This window comes from Paraburkholderia gardini (genome assembly GCF_907164575.1).
In the GTDB taxonomy this organism is placed as follows: domain Bacteria; phylum Pseudomonadota; class Gammaproteobacteria; order Burkholderiales; family Burkholderiaceae; genus Paraburkholderia; species Paraburkholderia gardini.
Map to the genome: position 1 here is coordinate 78,274 of NZ_CAJQYY010000018.1, position 17,854 is coordinate 96,127.

At 61.6% G+C, this 17,854-nt stretch carries 16 protein-coding genes; 11 read left to right on the forward strand and 5 right to left on the reverse strand.

The genetic code is table 11. From position 1 onward, the window contains the following. The first annotated feature begins 22 nt into the window (after positions 1-22). The 8 genes from LPA34_RS16190 (at position 23) to fliR (ending at position 6,947) form a co-directional block, all read left to right on the forward strand. On the forward strand, positions 23-1,588 hold the full coding sequence (locus tag LPA34_RS16190; protein ID WP_228979895.1) for a flagellar hook-length control protein FliK: 1,566 nt from the start codon (positions 23-25) through the stop codon (positions 1,586-1,588). Positions 1,589-2,406: 818 nt separating this feature from the next. Then, positions 2,407-2,907, forward strand: a complete 501-nt coding sequence (fliL, locus tag LPA34_RS16195; protein WP_228979896.1) for a flagellar basal body-associated protein FliL — start codon at positions 2,407-2,409, stop codon at positions 2,905-2,907. Between the two features lie 54 nt (positions 2,908-2,961). Then, complete coding sequence (gene fliM, locus LPA34_RS16200; protein WP_228979898.1) at positions 2,962-3,960, forward strand: flagellar motor switch protein FliM; 999 nt, start codon at positions 2,962-2,964, stop codon at positions 3,958-3,960. Further along, on the forward strand, positions 3,953-4,429 hold the full coding sequence (gene fliN / locus LPA34_RS16205; protein WP_228979900.1) for a flagellar motor switch protein FliN: 477 nt from the start codon (positions 3,953-3,955) through the stop codon (positions 4,427-4,429). Before fliM ends, fliN begins: the two co-directional genes overlap by 8 nt. Next, positions 4,426-5,016 (forward strand): flagellar biosynthetic protein FliO, encoded by a 591-nt coding sequence (gene fliO, locus LPA34_RS16210; RefSeq protein WP_411178999.1) that lies wholly within the window; start codon positions 4,426-4,428, stop codon positions 5,014-5,016. The genes fliN and fliO overlap by 4 nt, the downstream gene beginning before the upstream one ends. Further along, the gene (fliP, locus tag LPA34_RS16215) at positions 5,017-5,844 is read left to right on the forward strand and encodes a flagellar type III secretion system pore protein FliP (RefSeq protein WP_228979901.1); all 828 of its coding nucleotides are present in this window, start codon (positions 5,017-5,019) and stop codon (positions 5,842-5,844) included. Positions 5,845-5,869: 25 nt separating this feature from the next. After that, positions 5,870-6,139, forward strand: a complete 270-nt coding sequence (gene fliQ / locus LPA34_RS16220) for a flagellar biosynthesis protein FliQ (RefSeq protein ID WP_228979902.1) — start codon at positions 5,870-5,872, stop codon at positions 6,137-6,139. 25 nt (positions 6,140-6,164) lie between these two features. After that, on the forward strand, positions 6,165-6,947 hold the full coding sequence (gene fliR, locus LPA34_RS16225; protein WP_228979904.1) for a flagellar biosynthetic protein FliR: 783 nt from the start codon (positions 6,165-6,167) through the stop codon (positions 6,945-6,947). 81 nt (positions 6,948-7,028) lie between these two features. Here the strand turns inward: fliR and LPA34_RS16230 are convergent, their stop codons facing one another. The 4 genes from LPA34_RS16230 to LPA34_RS16245 all read right to left on the reverse strand — a co-directional run bounded on the left by LPA34_RS16230 (position 7,029) and on the right by LPA34_RS16245 (position 12,051). Continuing rightward, positions 7,029-7,844: an alpha/beta hydrolase gene (locus LPA34_RS16230; protein WP_228979906.1), complete on the reverse strand. Its 816-nt coding sequence runs from the start codon at positions 7,842-7,844 to the stop codon at positions 7,029-7,031. A gap of 247 nt (positions 7,845-8,091) precedes the next feature. Next, complete coding sequence (locus LPA34_RS16235; protein ID WP_228979909.1) at positions 8,092-8,688, reverse strand: DUF1120 domain-containing protein; 597 nt, start codon at positions 8,686-8,688, stop codon at positions 8,092-8,094. A gap of 28 nt (positions 8,689-8,716) precedes the next feature. After that, positions 8,717-11,257, reverse strand: a complete 2,541-nt coding sequence (locus LPA34_RS16240; protein WP_228979914.1) for a fimbrial biogenesis usher protein — start codon at positions 11,255-11,257, stop codon at positions 8,717-8,719. A 23-nt stretch (positions 11,258-11,280) separates the two neighbouring features. Continuing rightward, positions 11,281-12,051 carry a fimbria/pilus chaperone family protein gene (locus LPA34_RS16245; RefSeq protein ID WP_228979917.1) on the reverse strand — a complete coding sequence of 257 codons (771 nt, stop codon included), beginning with the start codon at positions 12,049-12,051 and terminating at the stop codon, positions 11,281-11,283. A 344-nt stretch (positions 12,052-12,395) separates the two neighbouring features. On the opposite strand from LPA34_RS16245, the gene LPA34_RS16250 reads away from it, so the two are divergent. Further along, on the forward strand, positions 12,396-13,232 hold the full coding sequence (locus LPA34_RS16250; RefSeq protein WP_228979921.1) for a hypothetical protein: 837 nt from the start codon (positions 12,396-12,398) through the stop codon (positions 13,230-13,232). A 61-nt stretch (positions 13,233-13,293) separates the two neighbouring features. Here the strand turns inward: LPA34_RS16250 and LPA34_RS16255 are convergent, their stop codons facing one another. Then, entirely contained in the window at positions 13,294-15,798 is a 2,505-nt protein-coding gene (locus tag LPA34_RS16255; protein ID WP_228979924.1) for an autotransporter outer membrane beta-barrel domain-containing protein, read from the reverse strand. Positions 15,799-16,085: 287 nt separating this feature from the next. On the opposite strand from LPA34_RS16255, the gene LPA34_RS16260 reads away from it, so the two are divergent. Both LPA34_RS16260 and LPA34_RS16265 read left to right on the forward strand, forming a co-directional pair. Further along, on the forward strand, positions 16,086-16,751 hold the full coding sequence (locus tag LPA34_RS16260; protein ID WP_228979926.1) for a DUF1120 domain-containing protein: 666 nt from the start codon (positions 16,086-16,088) through the stop codon (positions 16,749-16,751). 363 nt (positions 16,752-17,114) lie between these two features. Beyond that, complete coding sequence (locus tag LPA34_RS16265; protein WP_228979930.1) at positions 17,115-17,792, forward strand: DUF1120 domain-containing protein; 678 nt, start codon at positions 17,115-17,117, stop codon at positions 17,790-17,792. The last annotated feature ends 62 nt before the right edge of the window (positions 17,793-17,854 follow it).

Genomic DNA, 17,854 nt, shown 5'->3' on the forward strand with positions numbered 1-17,854 from the left:
ACACGAACACACGGGATCACGCATGACGTCACTTTCACTCCTCAATTCGTTGATCGGCGCGACCACCGGCGCGACATCGGGCGGATCGTCGTCCACGTCGGGCGGCAGCACGCCGCCGTTCTCGCAGACGCTGCAGCAGAGCATCGACTCGCAGAACAGCGCGGCGAAGGCGCCGGTCAGCCAGCCGTCATCGCAATCGTCCCAGTCATCGCAATCGTCGTCATCGTCGGGTTCGACGACGGCTTCGGCGGGTTCGTCATCGTCCGCATCGTCTTCGACGTCGGGCGTGCATGACACGTCGACGCCGGCGAATGCATCGAAGGACAGCAGCACGAGCGCGACCGACGGCAAGCAGGACACGGACAGCACGACGAAGGCCGACGCCTCTTCGACGGACCACCAGACCACGGCGGCCAGCGGGAAGGGCAAGACCACCGGCGCGGGCACGAAGTCGCACCAGCACGCGGGCGCATCGGACACACCGGCAACGGCCGCCGCCCTGGCGGCAGCAGCCGCTGCGGCAGCGGCGGACGCGCAGGCACAGGCGAGCGCCGCGATGGACGCAGCGGCGTCGAAAGCTGCCGATGCGCTTCCGGCCGATGGCACTGCTGCGACGACGACTGCTGCTGCGAGCACGCTGGCGTCGAGCGTGACGACCATTGGCAAGAAGCTCGCATCGCTCGATCCCAAGTCCGTGCAGGACGCATTGCAGGCGGCGCTTTCCGCGCTGGCCAACGGTCAGGGTGCGATTGCCGCGCCGGCCACGAAGACGGGCGCGGGCGCGGCTGGCAAGGGTTCGGCCACCGACGCCGATGCTGGCACGCGTGGCGTGGGCAAGGGTCTGGCGGCGGGGGCATCGTTTGCCGGCGGCGGCAAGGGCGCGAAGGGCGAAGGCGCGAAACAGGGTGTGGCGAACGCTGCGACGGCTGCGACGCCGGACGCGCTGGCGGCGCGCAATGCCGCTGACGCGACGGCGGCTGCGGGCGCGGGGAACGCACAGGACAGCTTTGCCGCGCTGAAGAGTACGGCTGACGCGGCGAGTGCGGGCCTGGCGGCGACCCAGGCTGCGACGGCCGCTGCGGCTTCGGGCGCGGCGACGCAGACCCTGAATCCGAACGCCGTGGCGGCGGCGGGCGCCGCGCTGGCGCCGCAGGTTGGGACGCCTGACTGGGAGGACGCGTTGGGGCAGAAGGTGGTGTTCCTGTCGAATGCTCACCAGCAGAGTGCGGAGCTCACGCTCAACCCGAAAGATCTGGGACCGCTTCAGGTCGTGCTGCAGGTTGCCGATAACCATGCACATGCGTTGTTTGTTTCACAGCACCAGCAGGTTCGGGAAGCGGTGGAAGCCGCGCTGCCTAAATTGCGCGAGGCGATGGAGCAAGGGGGGATCGGGCTGGGCAGTGCGAGTGTGAGTGATGGGTTCGGGTTTGCGGGGCAACAGCAGCAGCAGGGGCAAGAGGGTTCTCGTGGGCGTGGCTCGTCCTCTGGTGGTTCTTTTGCCTCCGGCGGTAGTGGCGAGGTTCAGGTTTCTTCTGTCGCTGCTTCGCCTGTCCGGCGGAGTGTGGGGATTGTGGATACGTTTGTCTGATTTTTTTGTTTTTTTCTGGCTTTTTGGCCTTTCCTTGTTGCTTTGGCCTTTCCTTGAATTCATGTCGGTCTATTGGCGTTGCCCCTGTGCGGGGCGGCACCTACTTTTCTTTGTCCCCCAAGGGGACTTCCTTCGGGGCGTCTTGCCAAAGAAAAGTAGGCAAAAGAAAGGCGCTTCGACAACTCATTTGCTCAAAGGTGCATCATCCGCCGCGAATGGCGACCCATGAGGTGTCGCCCTCGCACTTCACCCGGCATCGGTCCCCGCGCGATTCCGTCCCTCGCACAGTAGCGCCCGTGACAAAGCAGTCATTCACCCCACTCCGCACTTCGTACGTCGCGGTGAGGTCATAAACCGCGCGTACGCGCGCCGCCCGCGATAGCCGGTCGGCGACGCGAAGCGGAGCCGGATGGATGAGCCCTTTGTCACTGAGTGCGCTGTGCGAGGGACGGTCTCGTGCGCGGACCATTGTTGTGGGGGCTGCGAAGACGACATCTCACGGGGTGCCATTCCCCGGGGATGATGCACCTCGAAAAGATGGCATTTCGAAGCGCCTTTCTTTTGCCTACTTTTCTTTGGCAAGGACAAAGAAAAGTAGGTGCCGCCCCGCACAGGGGCAACGCCAATAGACCGACATGAACACAAGGAAAGGCCAAAAAGCCAGGGAACAACAAAAAAACCTATACAGAAGAAAACCAGAAAAAGCCCGAACGGGCAAACTCCCGAGCTAACCCCGATTCCCCCTTCTTTTCGACCCATCGCAAGCCTGGAAGAAACCCGAAAATCCAACCTACAGTATTGAGGCTATCCGAAACCCCATGGCAACCACGACCGCAAACCAGCAAGCTATCGCACCGTCCTCCAAGGGAACGATAAAACGCATTCTCGTGATCCTGCTGATCGTACTGGTCGCGGCTGGCGCCGCCGGTGCGGGCACCTGGTTCTTCATGTCGAAACGCGCCCCGGCCGCCGCATCGTCGGCAATGCCGGCCCCGGCGCCCATTCCCGTGTTCTTCCCGCTCGAACCGCTCACCGTGAACCTGCAGTCGGATGACGGCCAGCAACACTTCCTGCGCATCGGCCTCACGCTCAAGCTCACCGACCAGGCCACCCAGGAACACCTCACCCAGCACATGCCGGAAATCCGCAGCCGCGTTCTCCTCGCACTGTCGAACAAACATCCGGAAGAACTCCAAACCCTCGACGGAAAACACGCACTCGCGAAAGAACTCGCAGCGCTCATCGAACAGCCAACCGATACCGGCGGCCAGCCGGCCCACGTCTCCGACGTGCTGTTCACCGAATTCGTCGTGCAGTAACGCAGTGCCGCGTAACTGCCAACAATAACCGTCACGGGACGCACGAGGAACAGGATGGGCCACGAAGAGTTCATGTCCCAGGAGGAGGTCGATGCCCTCCTCAAGGGCGTCACCGGCGAATCCGACACGGAATCCGATTCCACGGACCGTACCGGCGTTCGCCCGTACAACATCGCCACGCAGGAACGTATCGTTCGCGGCCGGATGCCCGGTCTCGAAATCATCAATGACCGTTTCGCGCGCCTCCTGCGCATCGGCATTTTCAACTTCATGCGACGCACGGCGGAAATCTCCGTCGGCCCGGTGAAGGTCCAGAAGTACAGCGAATTCACCCGCAATCTGCCGATCCCGACGAACCTGAACCTCGTCCACGTGAAGCCGCTGCGCGGCACGTCGCTGTTCGTGTTCGATCCGAATCTGGTGTTCTTCGTCGTCGACAACCTGTTCGGCGGCGATGGCCGCTTCCATACACGCGTCGAAGGCCGCGATTTCACGGCCACCGAACAGCGCATCATCGGCAAGCTGCTGAACCTCGTGTTCGAGCACTACACGGCTTCGTGGAAGAACGTGCGCCCGCTGCAGTTCGAATTCGTGCGCTCGGAAATGCACACGCAGTTCGCCAACGTCGCCACGCCGAACGAAATCGTCATCGTCACGCAGTTCTCGATCGAGTTCGGCTCGACCGGCGGCACGCTGCACATCTGCATGCCGTACTCGATGATCGAACCGATCCGCGACACGCTGTCGTCGCCGATCCAGGGCGAAGCGATGGACATCGACCGCCGCTGGGTACGCGTGCTCTCGCAACAGGTGCAAACGGCCGAAGTGGAACTGACGGCGGATCTCGCCAGCATGCCCGTGACGTTCCAGCAGATCCTGAACATGCGCAAGGGCGACGTGCTGCCGGTCAACATCCCCGAGACCCTCACGGCGAAAGTGGATGGCGTACCGGTGATGGAATGCGGCTACGGAATTTTCAATGGTCAGTACGCGTTGCGGGTCCAGAAAATGATCAGCGCAGCCGACACGATGAAGGAAGGTGGATATGAGTGAGCTGAACCCCACGCCGGAGAGCGAGCTGCCCGTCGGCGAGCCGCAACTGGCCGCAGCAGCAGCCGCGGCCGCCACAACCGAAGAAGACGATATCGCAATGGATGACTGGGCAAGCGCGCTCGCCGAGCAGAACAGCAACCCGGAACCGGAACCGGCCGCAGCAGGCGTGTTCCAGCCGCTGTCGAAAGTAGAACCGACGACGACGCGTAACGACATCGACATGATTCTGGACATCCCCGTCCAGATGACTGTCGAGCTCGGCCGCACGAAAATCGCGATCCGCAACCTGCTGCAACTCGCGCAGGGCTCGGTCGTGGAACTCGACGGCCTCGCCGGCGAACCGATGGACGTGCTCGTCAACGGTTGCCTGATCGCGCAGGGCGAAGTGGTCGTCGTGAACGACAAGTTCGGGATCCGTCTGACGGACATCATCACGCCGTCCGAGCGTATCCGGAAGCTGAACCGATGAAACGCCTCACCCGCCGGGCTGCGTTCGCAATGGGCGGCTTGCCGCTCGCCGCGCGCGCCCGGTTCGCCTCGCTGATGGCAGCCTGCGTCGCTGCCGGCGCCTGGATAGCGCTGCCGGCTCACGCCGCCGACATGAACGCGGTCAACAACGCCGCGAAAATCGCGTCGGGCGTGGGTGCGGGAACGGCCGTGCCGTCGCTCGGCGTCGGTGCGGTGCTGCAGACGGTCGTCGGCCTGGCGGTGGTGATCGGACTGGTATTCGGCTGTGCGTGGCTCGCGCGCCGCCTCGGCCTGCAACCGTCGCAACGCGGCGGTCTCGTGAAGACGATCGGCGGCGTATCGCTCGGCGGCAAGGAGCGTGTCGCGGTCGTCGAAATCGGCGATACGTGGCTCGTGCTCGGCACGGCGCCTGGCAACGTCCGGCTGCTGCACACCATGCCGGCAGGTTCGGCTGAGGCCGGTTTCGTGACGCCCGGCGCACCCGCTGCGTCCGGCACCCTCCCCGGCTCCTTCGGACAACGCTTTCGCGACGCGCTGAAACAGGAAGCAGGCAAACGTTTCCAGCGAAGCGTCAGCGGAGAACAGTAAATGCAGTTCAATCATCGTGAAGCGCAGGACGTCTGCGCGCCGACCCGCCACGTCCCGACAAAGACCCGAACCGTGCTGAAGCGCATCGCCACGCTCGCACTGCCGGCCTTGCTGCTGACGCTGCCGGCGCTCTCGTTCGCGCAGACAGCCGGGCTGCCCGCCTTCAACACGAGCCCCGGCCCGAACGGCGGCACGACGTACTCGCTGAGCGTGCAGACAATGCTGCTGCTCACGATGCTGACGTTCCTGCCGGCGATGGTGCTGATGATGACGAGCTTCACGCGCATCATCATCGTGCTCTCGCTGCTGCGCCAGGCGCTCGGCACGAACTCGACGCCGCCCAACCAGGTGCTGGTCGGCCTCGCGCTCTTCCTGACGCTCTTCATCATGTCGCCGGTGCTCGACAAGGCCTACACCGACGGCTACAAGCCGTTCGCCGACGGCACGATACAGATGGATCAGGCCGTGGCGCGCGGCGTGCTGCCGTTCAAGACGTTCATGCTGCGCCAGACCCGCGAAGGCGATCTCGCGCTCTTCGCGCGAATTTCTCACGCCCCGCCGATGCAGGGACCGGAAGACGTGCCGCTGTCGCTGCTGGTGCCGTCGTTCATCACGAGCGAGCTGAAAACCGGCTTCCAGATCGGCTTCACGATCTTCATTCCGTTTCTCATCATCGATATGGTGGTGGCGAGCGTGCTGATGTCGATGGGCATGATGATGATCTCGCCCGCGACGATCTCACTGCCGTTCAAGCTGATGCTGTTCGTGCTCGTCGACGGCTGGCAGTTGCTGCTCGGCTCGCTCGCGCAGAGCTTCATCGGAACGTGAACGGCGCACAGGAAGGAGACCGGCCATGACGCCAGAAACAGTCACCACGCTCGCCCACCAGGCGATGTACGTTTCGATGGTGCTGGCCGCGCCGCTGCTGCTCGTCGCACTCGTCGTCGGGCTGCTCGTCAGCCTGTTCCAGGCCGCGACGCAGATCAATGAAACCACGCTGTCGTTCATCCCGAAGCTGATCGCGATTCTCATCACGCTCGTCATCGCCGGCCCGTGGATGCTCACGACGATGCTCGACTACATGCGTCACATGTTCACGAGCATTCCGTCGCTCGCCAGCTGACCGCTTTCCGGCTACACGTCCCGCCATGTTCTCCGTCACCTACGCGCAGCTGAACACCTGGCTTACCGCGTTCCTCTGGCCGTTCGTGCGGATTCTCGCGCTCGTGGCGGTTGCGCCCGCGTTCGGCGACACGTCTGTACCCGTGCGCGTGAAAGTGAGTCTCGCCGCCTTCGTCACGCTCATCGTCGCGCCGACGCTCGGTGCGCTGCCGCAGGCCACGGTGTTTTCGGCCGAAGGCGTGTGGATCATCGTCAACCAGTTCCTGATCGGCATTGCGCTCGGCTTCACGATGCAGATCGTGTTCGCCGCTATCGAGGCAACCGGCGACATCATCGGTCTCAGCATGGGTCTCGGCTTCGCGACGTTCTTCGACGTGCATGCGAGCGGCTCGAGCGCGGTGCTGTCGCGCTTCATGTGGACGATCGCGATGCTGACGTTCCTCGCGTTCGACGGCCATCTGCAGATGCTGAGCGCGCTCATTGCGACGTTCCAGTCGATTCCGGTTTCGGCGAACATGCTGGGAGCGAACGGCTGGCGCGTGCTGGCCGCCTACGGCAGCACGGTGCTGACTTCGGGATTGCTGCTGGCGATGCCGGTCGTGACGGCACTGTTGATCACCAACCTGGCGCTCGGTATTCTCAACCGCGCGGCGCCGCAGATCGGCGTGTTCCAGGTCGGCCTGCCGCTGACGATGCTGGTCGGCCTGCTGCTCGTGCAGCTCATGCTGCCGAACATGATTCCGTATTTTTCGCGGCTTTTCGACAGTGGTATCGAAGAGATGGGACGCGTGGCGGCGGGATTTAGATAGCGGCCGCGCGTTGCGCATGCGACCTTTTGCGGCGATTTGACCTCCGGTCTTCTTGCATCAAACCGGCGCCGTATCCTTGCGTTACGCTGCGCGGGCCCGTTCCAGCAACCTGCGCGAAAACCGGCTCGGCGCCTGCGCCGGCAGACCGAGAAACTTCAGCACCGTCTGCTCGACGAGATGACTGTCGTTGTCGATACAGATCATGTGATAGCTGTTCTCCAGCACCACGGTACGCGCGTCGGCGATCCTGCTTTCGAGGAACGTCGCCGAACGCAGGCTCGTGAGCTCATCCGCGCGCGCGTGAGCGATGACCGTCGGGCACGCAATGCGGTCGGCGCAACGCTTGACCCGCCGACGCAACCGGTCGACCTGCCTCACCGACGCGAGCGGCACCCATCGATAGTGAAGATTGTGCCCGCGCTCCATCCGCGACCGGACGATCCCACGCATTAGCGGATTCTTGATGCCGAACGGCTCCGCTTCACGCACTTTCATCCGGCGCGCGAGCCCGGGGATGCGATAGAGCAGATGGCGTATCGCGCCGTACCAGGGAACCTTCCATCCATCGATATGAACGGGCGGCGAGAGCAGCACCAGACGGCCCTTCGTATGCGCGACGGCGTCGCACAGCGCAATGCTCACCAACGCGCCCATGCACATGCCGATGATGTGAAACTCGTCGTATTGCGCGGCGAGTTCTTTGTATCGTGCAAGCGCGGCGGCGAGCCAGTCTTCGGCACGAATCGTCGCGAGACGTTCGGGCGTGTCGCCGTGGCCCGGCAGCAGGATCGCATGTGCGTCGATCCCGGCTTTGCCGAGCATCTTTTTCAAACCGCCGAGATCGTATTCAGTGCCGCCGAGGCCGTGTATCAGCAGCGCCCCTGTTTTCGTCGTCATGACATGCTCTTGCGATCAGAAGGGGTAACGAAGAGCGGATCACGCCGCACGCTGATGAAGCGGCAACGGAAATCCACGATGGGCAGTACGGCAGGCATAAAGCGGACTTCTTTCATGGTTAGCAGGACTGTTCGACGCACGCCCGCGACTGCCTGTTAAGCGCATCCGGAAACGGCGTCGCGGGTTTAGATGAAACAGAAACGCCGGCGCACAAAAGCCGCCGGCGTAAGGATCAACAGCGCGACAGTTACTGAGTAATGAGCTGGAACGTCCCGTTCGTTTCGAGGTTCGTGCGGCCAGCCACCTTCGCGTTGGCGGCAGGCACACGCGGATCAACTTCGACCTGCGCGGAGAAACTCGTCCCCTTCGCGGGCCGGCCGTCGACGACCGGCACGATCACCTGACCCGGCGCAAACTGCGCGACAGCCGCGGGGCTCGCCGGCAGCATGCCCACGCCGGCGGCGCTACCGATCATCGCGGGCCGACCGTCGACCTGCGCATTCGCCATCCTCACCGCGACGGTGCCACCGTTGCCGAAGCTGTAGTCCGCACCGTTAGCGCCGCTGCGGAAAGCCACCGACATCGTCACCGGCATCCGGCAGTTCACGTTCAGCGTCAGCTGACGCTTGCCGAGACTCAGCGTCGGAGCCTGCGGGTTGTCGCCCTGAAGCTGGTAGCGGGTGAACACGCCATAGTCGACCGAGCTTTCGTTCACGGTCATCTGGCATTCGCCCGGACCTTGCGCCTGTGCGGCGGTACACGCGCCCATCGCAAGCAAAGCGGCGGCTGTAACGTGCATCACGGCATTGCCCAGCACGCGCATCGGATAAAGTTTGATTTTCATGACGTTTCTCCTGTGTGAAGGCGCGGCCTTACTGGCACACTGCCTCTGCATTTTCAAAGTAGCTCTTCAGGTCCGGCTTCTCGGCCAGCTTGTAGTCGAGCGAGCAGCGGTTGCCATCCAGATCCACGACCTTCAGGTTTTCACCCTCGTTCCCATTCAGGAAGATGTTGCCGTCGTCGAGCACAGTGGTGAGGTAGTTGTCGTCCTTGTCGAGCACTGACCCGTTCTTCGGCAGAACCTGACCGCGCTTGTCGATGGCGCGCAGCAGGATGCGGCGCACCTTGACGATGTCGAAGTTCACGTAGTTCACCGAGCCGCGACCCGGGTTCACCTGCGCGAAACCGTTGCCGATATCGACGTTGCGGGGCAGCGTCTTGCCCGACACTTCGATACGGCTCGTCGAATACGCCGCTTCCGTGGGGATCACTGCCTGGCCCCAGAAGTCCGTCCATACCGGACCTTGCGGCGTCGAAATCTTGACGCCCGCCACATCGCTCGTCTTTGCGATGCCGAACGTGTCGCTCACCGGATACGGCGAGAACGTCACGCCATGCTTGTGCGCCACGACACCGCCACGCAGTTCCGCGTTGTAAGACGTCGAGTTCGTGCCGTTTTGCGTCACGCCCACGTTCATCTGCGTGTAGTGTGGCGTAATCGACGCAGTTGCGCTGCTCGAAGCGGTGCCGCTGTTCGGCTGCAATTCGCCGTTCAGCGTGTAGTTGAGTTCGTCACTGACCACTTCGCTATACGTTGCGCCGACACGTGCATTGCCATCCGTCGAATTCACGTACGTCTTCACGCTGCGCTTGCCGAACGGAATCGTCGCCGTCAGGTAGACCGAGTTACCGCTGTTGCCTGTCGCGCCGCCGCCCACCGCGTGCTCAATGTTCAGATTGACCGTCGCGTACTTGAACGTGCGCCCCCACGAGCCGGTCACGCGTTGTGAAGTCTGGCCGTTGAACAGGTTCGAGCGCGTATAGCCGGCGGTAAAGCCGCCAAGCCACGGATGCAACCACGCCGCCGATGCTGTGTACTGCGCGCGATAGTGGTTGTCGTTCCAGTTCTGGGTCGTGTCCTGCGTCGTATCGGTCAGCGTACGGTAGCCCGGCGTTTGCAGGCTGGCGGATGCATTGAGCGAAAGCGACTCCGTAATCGGCGTGCTGATCGATGCCGTTGCCTGACCGCCGCGCAAGCCTTCACGGGTCGCGTTCGACCACGTGCTCTGCGCGCTGATCGCTGTGCGATCGAAAATCGTCGTCTGACCGCCGAAGCCGATCGATTGATAGTCTGTCGCGCCCAGCACGCCGGCCGTCACGCTGGAGTTCTTGCCGATTGACCACGTACCCGTGCCCGTTGCCATCCACGGTTTGGACGCCGGATCGGTGCCAAGGTCACGCAGTTTGCCTACCGCGAACGAATAACCCGGCGCGATACCCAGTGAACCGGCCGACAGCGAAGCCGCCGGCACGATGAACTTGCGGGAAGAGCCATCCGCTTCGATAACCGTCACTTCGAGATCGTTCGTGCCGTTGAGCAGCGGCAGATTGCTGAGCGAAAACGGGCCCGGCGGCACGACCGTCGAGTAAATCAGCGCGGCAGCCTGGCGTACTTCCACACGCGCCGTCGATTGCGCGATTCCTGTTACCTGCGCGGCTGCGTTGGTGCCAGTACGCGTGAGCGCAGCTTCCGGCACCCATTGCGCGCCATAAATCGACATGCCCGAGAAGATCGAATTGCTGACATTGACCTCGCCCGTCTGGAATACCGATTTGTAGTCGGCGAACGTGCGTTGTGCGTAGGCATACAGGTGTTCGAACTGCGAGTGCTTCCCATCGTTCGTGTACATGCTGCGGTTGCGCACGATCCAGTCGCCGGCGTTAAAGCCGAGTTCCGTTGCACCGGAGAAATACTGTGAGCTGGTTCCGCTGCCGTGATTGCCGATAGCAAGCAGGTCATAGTTCAGCAACGCTGCCGTGCCACCGGTCGTGTAGTTCGTGTCAGTCAGTGCCTCCGGACGCAGCGCGTCGGTCGGCACCACAAGCTCAACCGTCGAGGTATTCGGATACGGTTTCACGATGGCCTGCGGCCATGCGGCAAGAAAGTCCACGCACAGGGCGGCGGCGGAGTCATCGCTCTGCGCGCCTTTCTTGCCGGTTGCGTTAACTTCCTTTTCCTCAGCGGAGCCCTTAGGCATTTGCAGGCCAGCACGCGCCATGAACTTCGGATCGAAACACAGGTTGCCCTGTTCGTCGAAGCGCGCTGCGACCGTGCCCTTCTTGCTGCCATTCACCAGCAACGTGACGTTGCTGATACCCGGACGGTAACGGGGGGCATCCTTGAAGTATTCGGCGACCTTCGGATCGATGCCACGGGACTTCAGCATTTCCATGTCGAAGCCAGCGTTGGCTTCGACGATGGTTGCTTCGTTGTTCGCTTCTGCTGCGAACGTATTGCCTGTAGCGACGCCGACCATCATCAACGTCACGGCCACTGCGATTGGAGCGAGCTTGAGGGTGGTCTTTCCTCCTTGCCTGCTTTGCCTGCTGGAGGCATGTGGGTTGAGCTTCATGATGTCGAACGTCCCTAAACCGATTACTTCGAGACCGATACTTGCGAGGCCGGTACTGTTGCTTGCGTCTGCGTTGCCGCTGCAGAAGCCGAGGTAACAGGCGCGTCATACGGATCAACCGAGTAGCCGTATGTCGTGGCCGGGAACAGGCGCGCGATGGTCGCTGCTGCGCTTGCGCCCTTCAGCGGCACGGTCACCTTCGTCTTCGGCAGCACGTAAGGACGCGGCAGTTCGACGTTCTTCTGTTGCGGCTGCAACTGCACCGTCTGTGCGAGACGCACGACATAGGCGCTCGGATTTTCGATCGTCAGCTCGTCGCCAGTGATCGAAACCTTCAGTTCCTTCCACGGTTCGCGATTGACTGCGAGGCCCTTCGGATGGATCACGAGCGGCAGATCCTGGCGGACGGTCATCGTCACGCGGGCGCCTGCCTTCGGATCACGCGGGGGAATGCCTTCGAAGACAGCGCGTTCGAGGCGTTCAACAGTCAACGGCGTCTTGTTCTGCAACACGAAACGCACCGTTTGCGTCTGGTTGCCTTCAACACGTGCAACAGGCGGCGTCACGACGACGAGGTTTTCCTGGTCTTCCTCAATGTGTGTAACCGACGTGTAGAGAAGCTGCGGCGTGCTTTCGCTGTTCTTCACGTTCATGGTTGCTTCGCCATCTGCTTCGTTGACGAGGACCACCGACGTTTCCGGCACCATGCCGGTTGCCATTGCAACGTTCGCGAAGCCCGCGAGCATGGCTGCAGCAACAACCACGTTGCGGAGTTTGAAGTTGATCGATTTCATGATTGAGGCTCCTTAGGTTCGGTCGCGGCTTGATTGCAACGACGCTTGTCTCGATGCATTGAGTTTGGAAGAACCAGGGAGTCTTCTGAATCGCAGAATCTTTAAATCTCGAATTAGTGCTTTAGAAAAGCGCTTTTCTGTTTTGGAGTTACGCGTTATAGGGCGAACACGTCGGAAATTCGTAAACCTACGATGGCGAAAGCCTTTGCAACTCCGTATGGTCAACGGTCAAACGCACACCTGCCGGGGCCTTCTCGTTGTTTAATCCACCTACATCCGATCCTGACGAACGACGTCAAACAATCCTTCATGCCGCATACGCCGAAGCGTCCGCACTTGACGGCATGCATCGCGACGCACTGAAAGATTTCTTCCGCGCGCCATCCGCCATTCCGCTCCCAAGCGCAGCGCGGCCGCTTTACTGGCTAGGACGATTGCGTCAGTGGCGCGGTATCGATCTAAACGGCGCAGAGAACACGCCTGAACCCGACTGGCATGCTTTGAGGAAGGGCGTTCTCGAAGCGCTCGCGGGCACCTATGCCCTTGCGATTTACGAAGATGTCTGGCGAGGCCCGCGTCGCCGCCAGATCTACGATCGCGATATGGCGTTGCTGATCGCAATGCTGGTGACGCTCGGCTGGTCTGATCTTGCCGCGCATGTGCTCGAATGCTGGTTTGGCAGCGACGTCGATCACGCAGGACGCCCGGTGCCGGGCGGGATTACAGGGATGATCGTTAGCGTGGCGGGTAAGGGGCTGAACGTGCCCGTCGTACCGTGCACGTTCCAGAAAGGCGAGGAATTGCTCGTCGACATCATCGACCTGTGGAATGCGACCGAATCCACGTTCATGCCACTTGCTGTGCAGCTCGCGGACCGACATCTGTCGCATTGCCGCCTCGACTCCGGGCAGATGCGGTTCGATTTCGACCACCCTGTTGAACAGGCGATGCCGATCGAGCTTCTGATGCTGCTGCGCCTGCGCGGTGAGACTGCCATTCCGGAAGCGCTGCTTGACCACGCAGCGCTTCAACACCCGGCCGCTACGCTCGTCGAACCGCAGGCGCCTTTACTCTCGTCGCGTTGCAGGACGTTTATCGACTGCGTGAGCCGCGTATTGCCCGATTGCCAGACGCTGGACGCCGCAATCAGAGCTCAAGCAAACCTGTTCAAGTCGCGGTAACACATCAAAAAAAAGGCCGTCGCGAACATCCACGACGGCCTTCTCAATAGCGACCCGCTGCTTACCAGACGTAACGCATCCCGCCCGACAGCGCCCACGGCTTCTCGATCTTGTCGCCTTTCGAGTAGCTGTATTCGGCGAACAGATGGAACCACTTCTTGACCTGCGCCGTAACGCCGACTGCCAGTTCGCCACGCGGCCCCGCGAGATCGGTAGAGAACTCAATGCCGTTCACGTACGCGGGGTTGCTGTGCGCGAACTCGTTGATGAACGCGACCTTCGCGTAAGGCTGGATCACGCTGCCTTCATCGAGCTTGAAATCCTTGCCCGCCGCCACGCCGATCTTTGCCTGCAGTGAGGCGTTACGGCCGTTAGTGGCCTGCATGCCGTTATCAAGCGCGAAGCTACTGCCGCTCGAGAACAGGCCTGCGAGCTGCACGTACGGCTCGACGAACCAGTTGTCCTGCACGCCGATATGACGGCCCACTTCCAGCGAACTTCCAAGGCCGTAGTTCACGTTGCTACCGTGTGTGCGAACGCCGTCGCTCATCGTTGCGTTGCCGCGGTTCTCGAAGCGGCTCGCCTGCAGCACTGCATCGGCGTAGTAGCCGTCGTCGCGCAGCCACGTGACGTAGCCGCCCAGCGTCTGGCTTTCCACGACGCCATCCGCGCCCGGCGCGAACGTCAGGTTTGCGTTCGTGTATCCAAAACTGCCGCCGACGAGCACCTTGCCGCCCGTCACTGCAATCTTGCGATCGCCGCCGATCGCGACACCGCTTTGGTCCTGCGTGAACGGCTGGCCCGCTGCGCTTGAAACACGATAGCGTGAGCCATAGCCGCGCGCCCATGCACCGCTGCCCTGTTCGTCGCGACGAAGCTCACCCATGCGCGTGCGCAGTACGTCCATCTGCTCGTAAGCAACCGTGGCGGGTGCAGTGAAGAGACCCAGGATCGTCGCAGCGGATGGCGTGATCACGGGCTTGTTGTCCGGCGTGTTCGACGAGGGCGTATCAGGCGTGTTGTCCGACGGATCAACCGGGTTGACCGGATCAACGGGGGTAACGGGATTCACTGCCGTGTTCTGCAGATACCAGTCGTTGCCCTGCTGCGCGAGGCGATACTCGTAGACACCTGCATCGACCTTGTCGCCCTTAAGCGAGAACGCGGCCGGCCCGCCTGCAGTCTGCACGACCATCAGCTTGCCGCCCGGCGCGTCGGGTTCACGCCCGGTATTGCGCACCTGCAGTTGATGTTGACCCGATGCGGAGCCATGCACGTCGATCAGATCGCCGTGCACGTTGCCGAGATCCGTGTGGATTGCGAATGTCCCTTGCCCGCTGAGGTTACCTGCGATGGTGAGTGTCTTGTCGACGCCGGTATCGAGGACAACCGTGCCGCCGCTCAGGCTCAAACTGCCAATCGTGTTGCTCTGTGTGAGGTTCCACGCGGCGCCGTTGCTGACAGAAACGTCTCCGACCCGAATCAGGTTACCCGTGAGCGTCGCGCCGTTCGTGAGCGAAATATTGGCGCCCAGGCGATCGTCGGAAGTCACATTGCCCTGAAGGTTCGAAGCGATGACATTGAAATTCGCTGTGCTGCCGGGTCCGACGTGCAATACGTTTCCGTCCGAGCCGTTCAGCACGCTCGATCCCGCAACCGTGATGTCGGTGTGACTTGCCGACGAAGCAAAGATCGCGGAACCATTCGCGCCATTGACGGATGTGTCCGTGAGGTTAATCGTGTTATTGCCGGGCGTCGCACCTGGAATCAACGCCGCGACGATGCCGTGCGTTGCGCCCTGAACTGATGAACCGCTGTCGAGCACGACCGACGCGTCGCCGACCATCGTCACGCCAGCTCCGGTCGTCGCGGTAATCGCGGTGTTGTGGCCGGTAAAGCTCGAATTCTGCTGACGCACTTCGACCCCTTTCGGGCCGGTGATGCTGCTATCGGTGGCAGTCATCTGTGCGCCGGCACTGATGAACGCGCCGGTGTTCGCGCCAGCTTCGACTGTCACGCGTTGCAGGTCGATCTGCGCGCCCGTCCCGTCCAGCACGCCCCATCCGGCGCTGCGGATGATGCCGTCGCTGACCAATACCGTCGAATTCGTTTCTGCCTGAAGGCCGGCGTAACTATTGCCCGCCGTGCTTTCCAGCAGCACGTTTCGCAGCGTTCCCGTGCTGCCGTTTTTCAGGCGGACCGCGTCGCCCAGATCGCTGGCCGTACCGTCGTTGCGAATGATCGTCTGGACGCCGGGGGCCGATGCTGTAGCGACATCGACCGATCCGCTGTTGACCAGTAGACCGTGGGTGGAAATCTGCGCGCCCGAGTCCAGCATGACTTGTGCACCGGCGCCGGTATAGCCGGTGCGAACACCGTACACCGTCGCGCCTGACTGCACTTCCAGCGAGGCAGCGTTCTGGAGTTCGTAGTCATCGGGAGCAGTCTGGGTGGTGACGATACGTGTACCGCTGGGTACGAGAACATAGGCGTGCGCAGATGTACCGGCAGCCAGTAATGAAACGGCGATCGCGAGGGGCGCGCGCCTGAGAGGGAGAGAAAACATGAGAGTCCGTTCCGGTTGAGCGCTGATGCCTGCTCAAAACGGAAGGCACGCGCGGAACGCGGATTCTGGACAAACTACATATCAAGATACATCGTCGTTTTATGAATTTTCATTCGCGCGTCCGGTTGTTTTATTTTCGTCAAGCAACCAGGTTCGCTACCAACGACGTTATGCACATTTCGGATAACTACGATTCATAATCGTTAAGCAAGCACTGAGAATCCGCCGCGAGGACATGACGAGCACCTCGCTGCGTCCTCTTTTCTATTTTCTTTGAACGGATTCTCATGAAACTTATTTCGAAGTCGACTCTTCTGGCTGCCATGCTCGCAACGATATCGGTTGGCGCGTTTGCCGCTGATTCGGTTGACCTGAAGGTCATCGGCACGATTGTTCCGGCATCGTGCACACCCACTCTCGCAGGCGGCGGCGTGATCGACTACGGCAACATCCCTGCTGCTTCGCTCAGCGATACCGGTTTCACCACCCTTGCAGACAAAACGTCATCGCTGACGATCACCTGCGATCAACCGGCCAAGGTTTCGGTGAAGGTTATCGATGATCGTAGCGGCACGGCACCGGCGGGTGCTATTGCAACGGGCGATCAGTATGCGTACGGTCTGGGCGCTGTGAATTCGAAGAACGTCGGCGCTTACTCGATCACGTTCCCCCATGCCACCGCGACTGCAGACGGTACAACTCCGGATGGCGTTTATTCGGACAACGGCGGTTCGACGTGGGGCACGCTTGGTGTCACGGATGCGCATATCAATGCCGGTGGCAATAACCAGATTGCGTGGACGGTGAGCGGCGGCACGGCTCCGCAAGCGTACAGCGTAATCACGCAGGGTATCGTGGTTTCGACGAAGCTGAACAGCCGGCCCAACCAGCCTGACCTGACGAACGATGTGCCGCTTGACGGTCTCGCTACGTTCTCGCTGGTTTATCTGTGATTCGTTTTCGGTGACGGCGATGAGCAGCCGGGGTTCTCAAAACCGGGCCGCTTCCGCATTTGCGAACTCGAACTGATCGAACGCGCCGCAATTCGCTGGTTCGCCTGCTGAAAGAGGCTGCAGCCTTGGTCGGGGCACGATGCCCCGTTCTGGATATCGCCCGATTTCATTTAGCTCGGCGGCCCCGCCTTGTGCGACTGCGCGCCGAATGCAGCTTGAGCAACACTTGCTTTCAGAACTTCCTGCATGTAAAGGAACTGCTATTCAGCGAAGCAAGGCAAACGCTCAGAATTCAACTCAAGGATTCGGCGCAAACACAACCAGTCGGGTTCTGCTTCCTCATCAACCTTGAAAGAGCTAAACATGAAACTCGTTTCGAAAAACACCCTTCTGGCCGCCCTGCTGGCCGCAACTTCGGTTGGCGCATTCGCCGCTGATTCGGTTGACCTGAAGGTTATTGGTACGATCGTGCCGGCTTCGTGCACGCCGACGATTTCGGGCGGCGGTATCGTTGACTTTGGTCGCATCCCGGCTTCATCGCTCAGCGCCACCGCTGCTACGTTGCTGCCCGCGAAAAATGCGACGCTCACCGTGACCTGCGATGCGCCGGTCGCAGTAGGCATTACAACCGTCGACAATCGCAGCGGCACAAGTGGATCGGCAAGCTCGGTGCTTCCCCTCTCGACAGCCCCAAGCCAGGTCTTGGGCGTTGGTTCGGTTGGTGGAAAGACCGTGGGCGCCTATAACGTCGGATTCCTGAAAACCGGCATCACCGCAGACGGTAACGCTGCTGACGGAATTTACTCTCAGGATGGCGGCACGACCTGGTCGGCATTCGTCCACCCGTTTGGCACGATGATTCAACCCGGTGTCCGTACCCACTCGTGGGCCGCCCCCGGTCAAACGGTCCCGGCTGCGTTCACCACGATTACGCAACCGCTTGAAATCGATCTCGCGTTGAACAAGACGGCTGACATGCCGCCGCTGAACACGGAAGTGCCTATCGACGGTCTGGCCACCTTCTCGCTGGTCTACCTGTAATCGATTAGCAGCAACGTAAAACAAAGCGGCCCGGGTCTTCACAAACCCGGGCCGTTCTCACA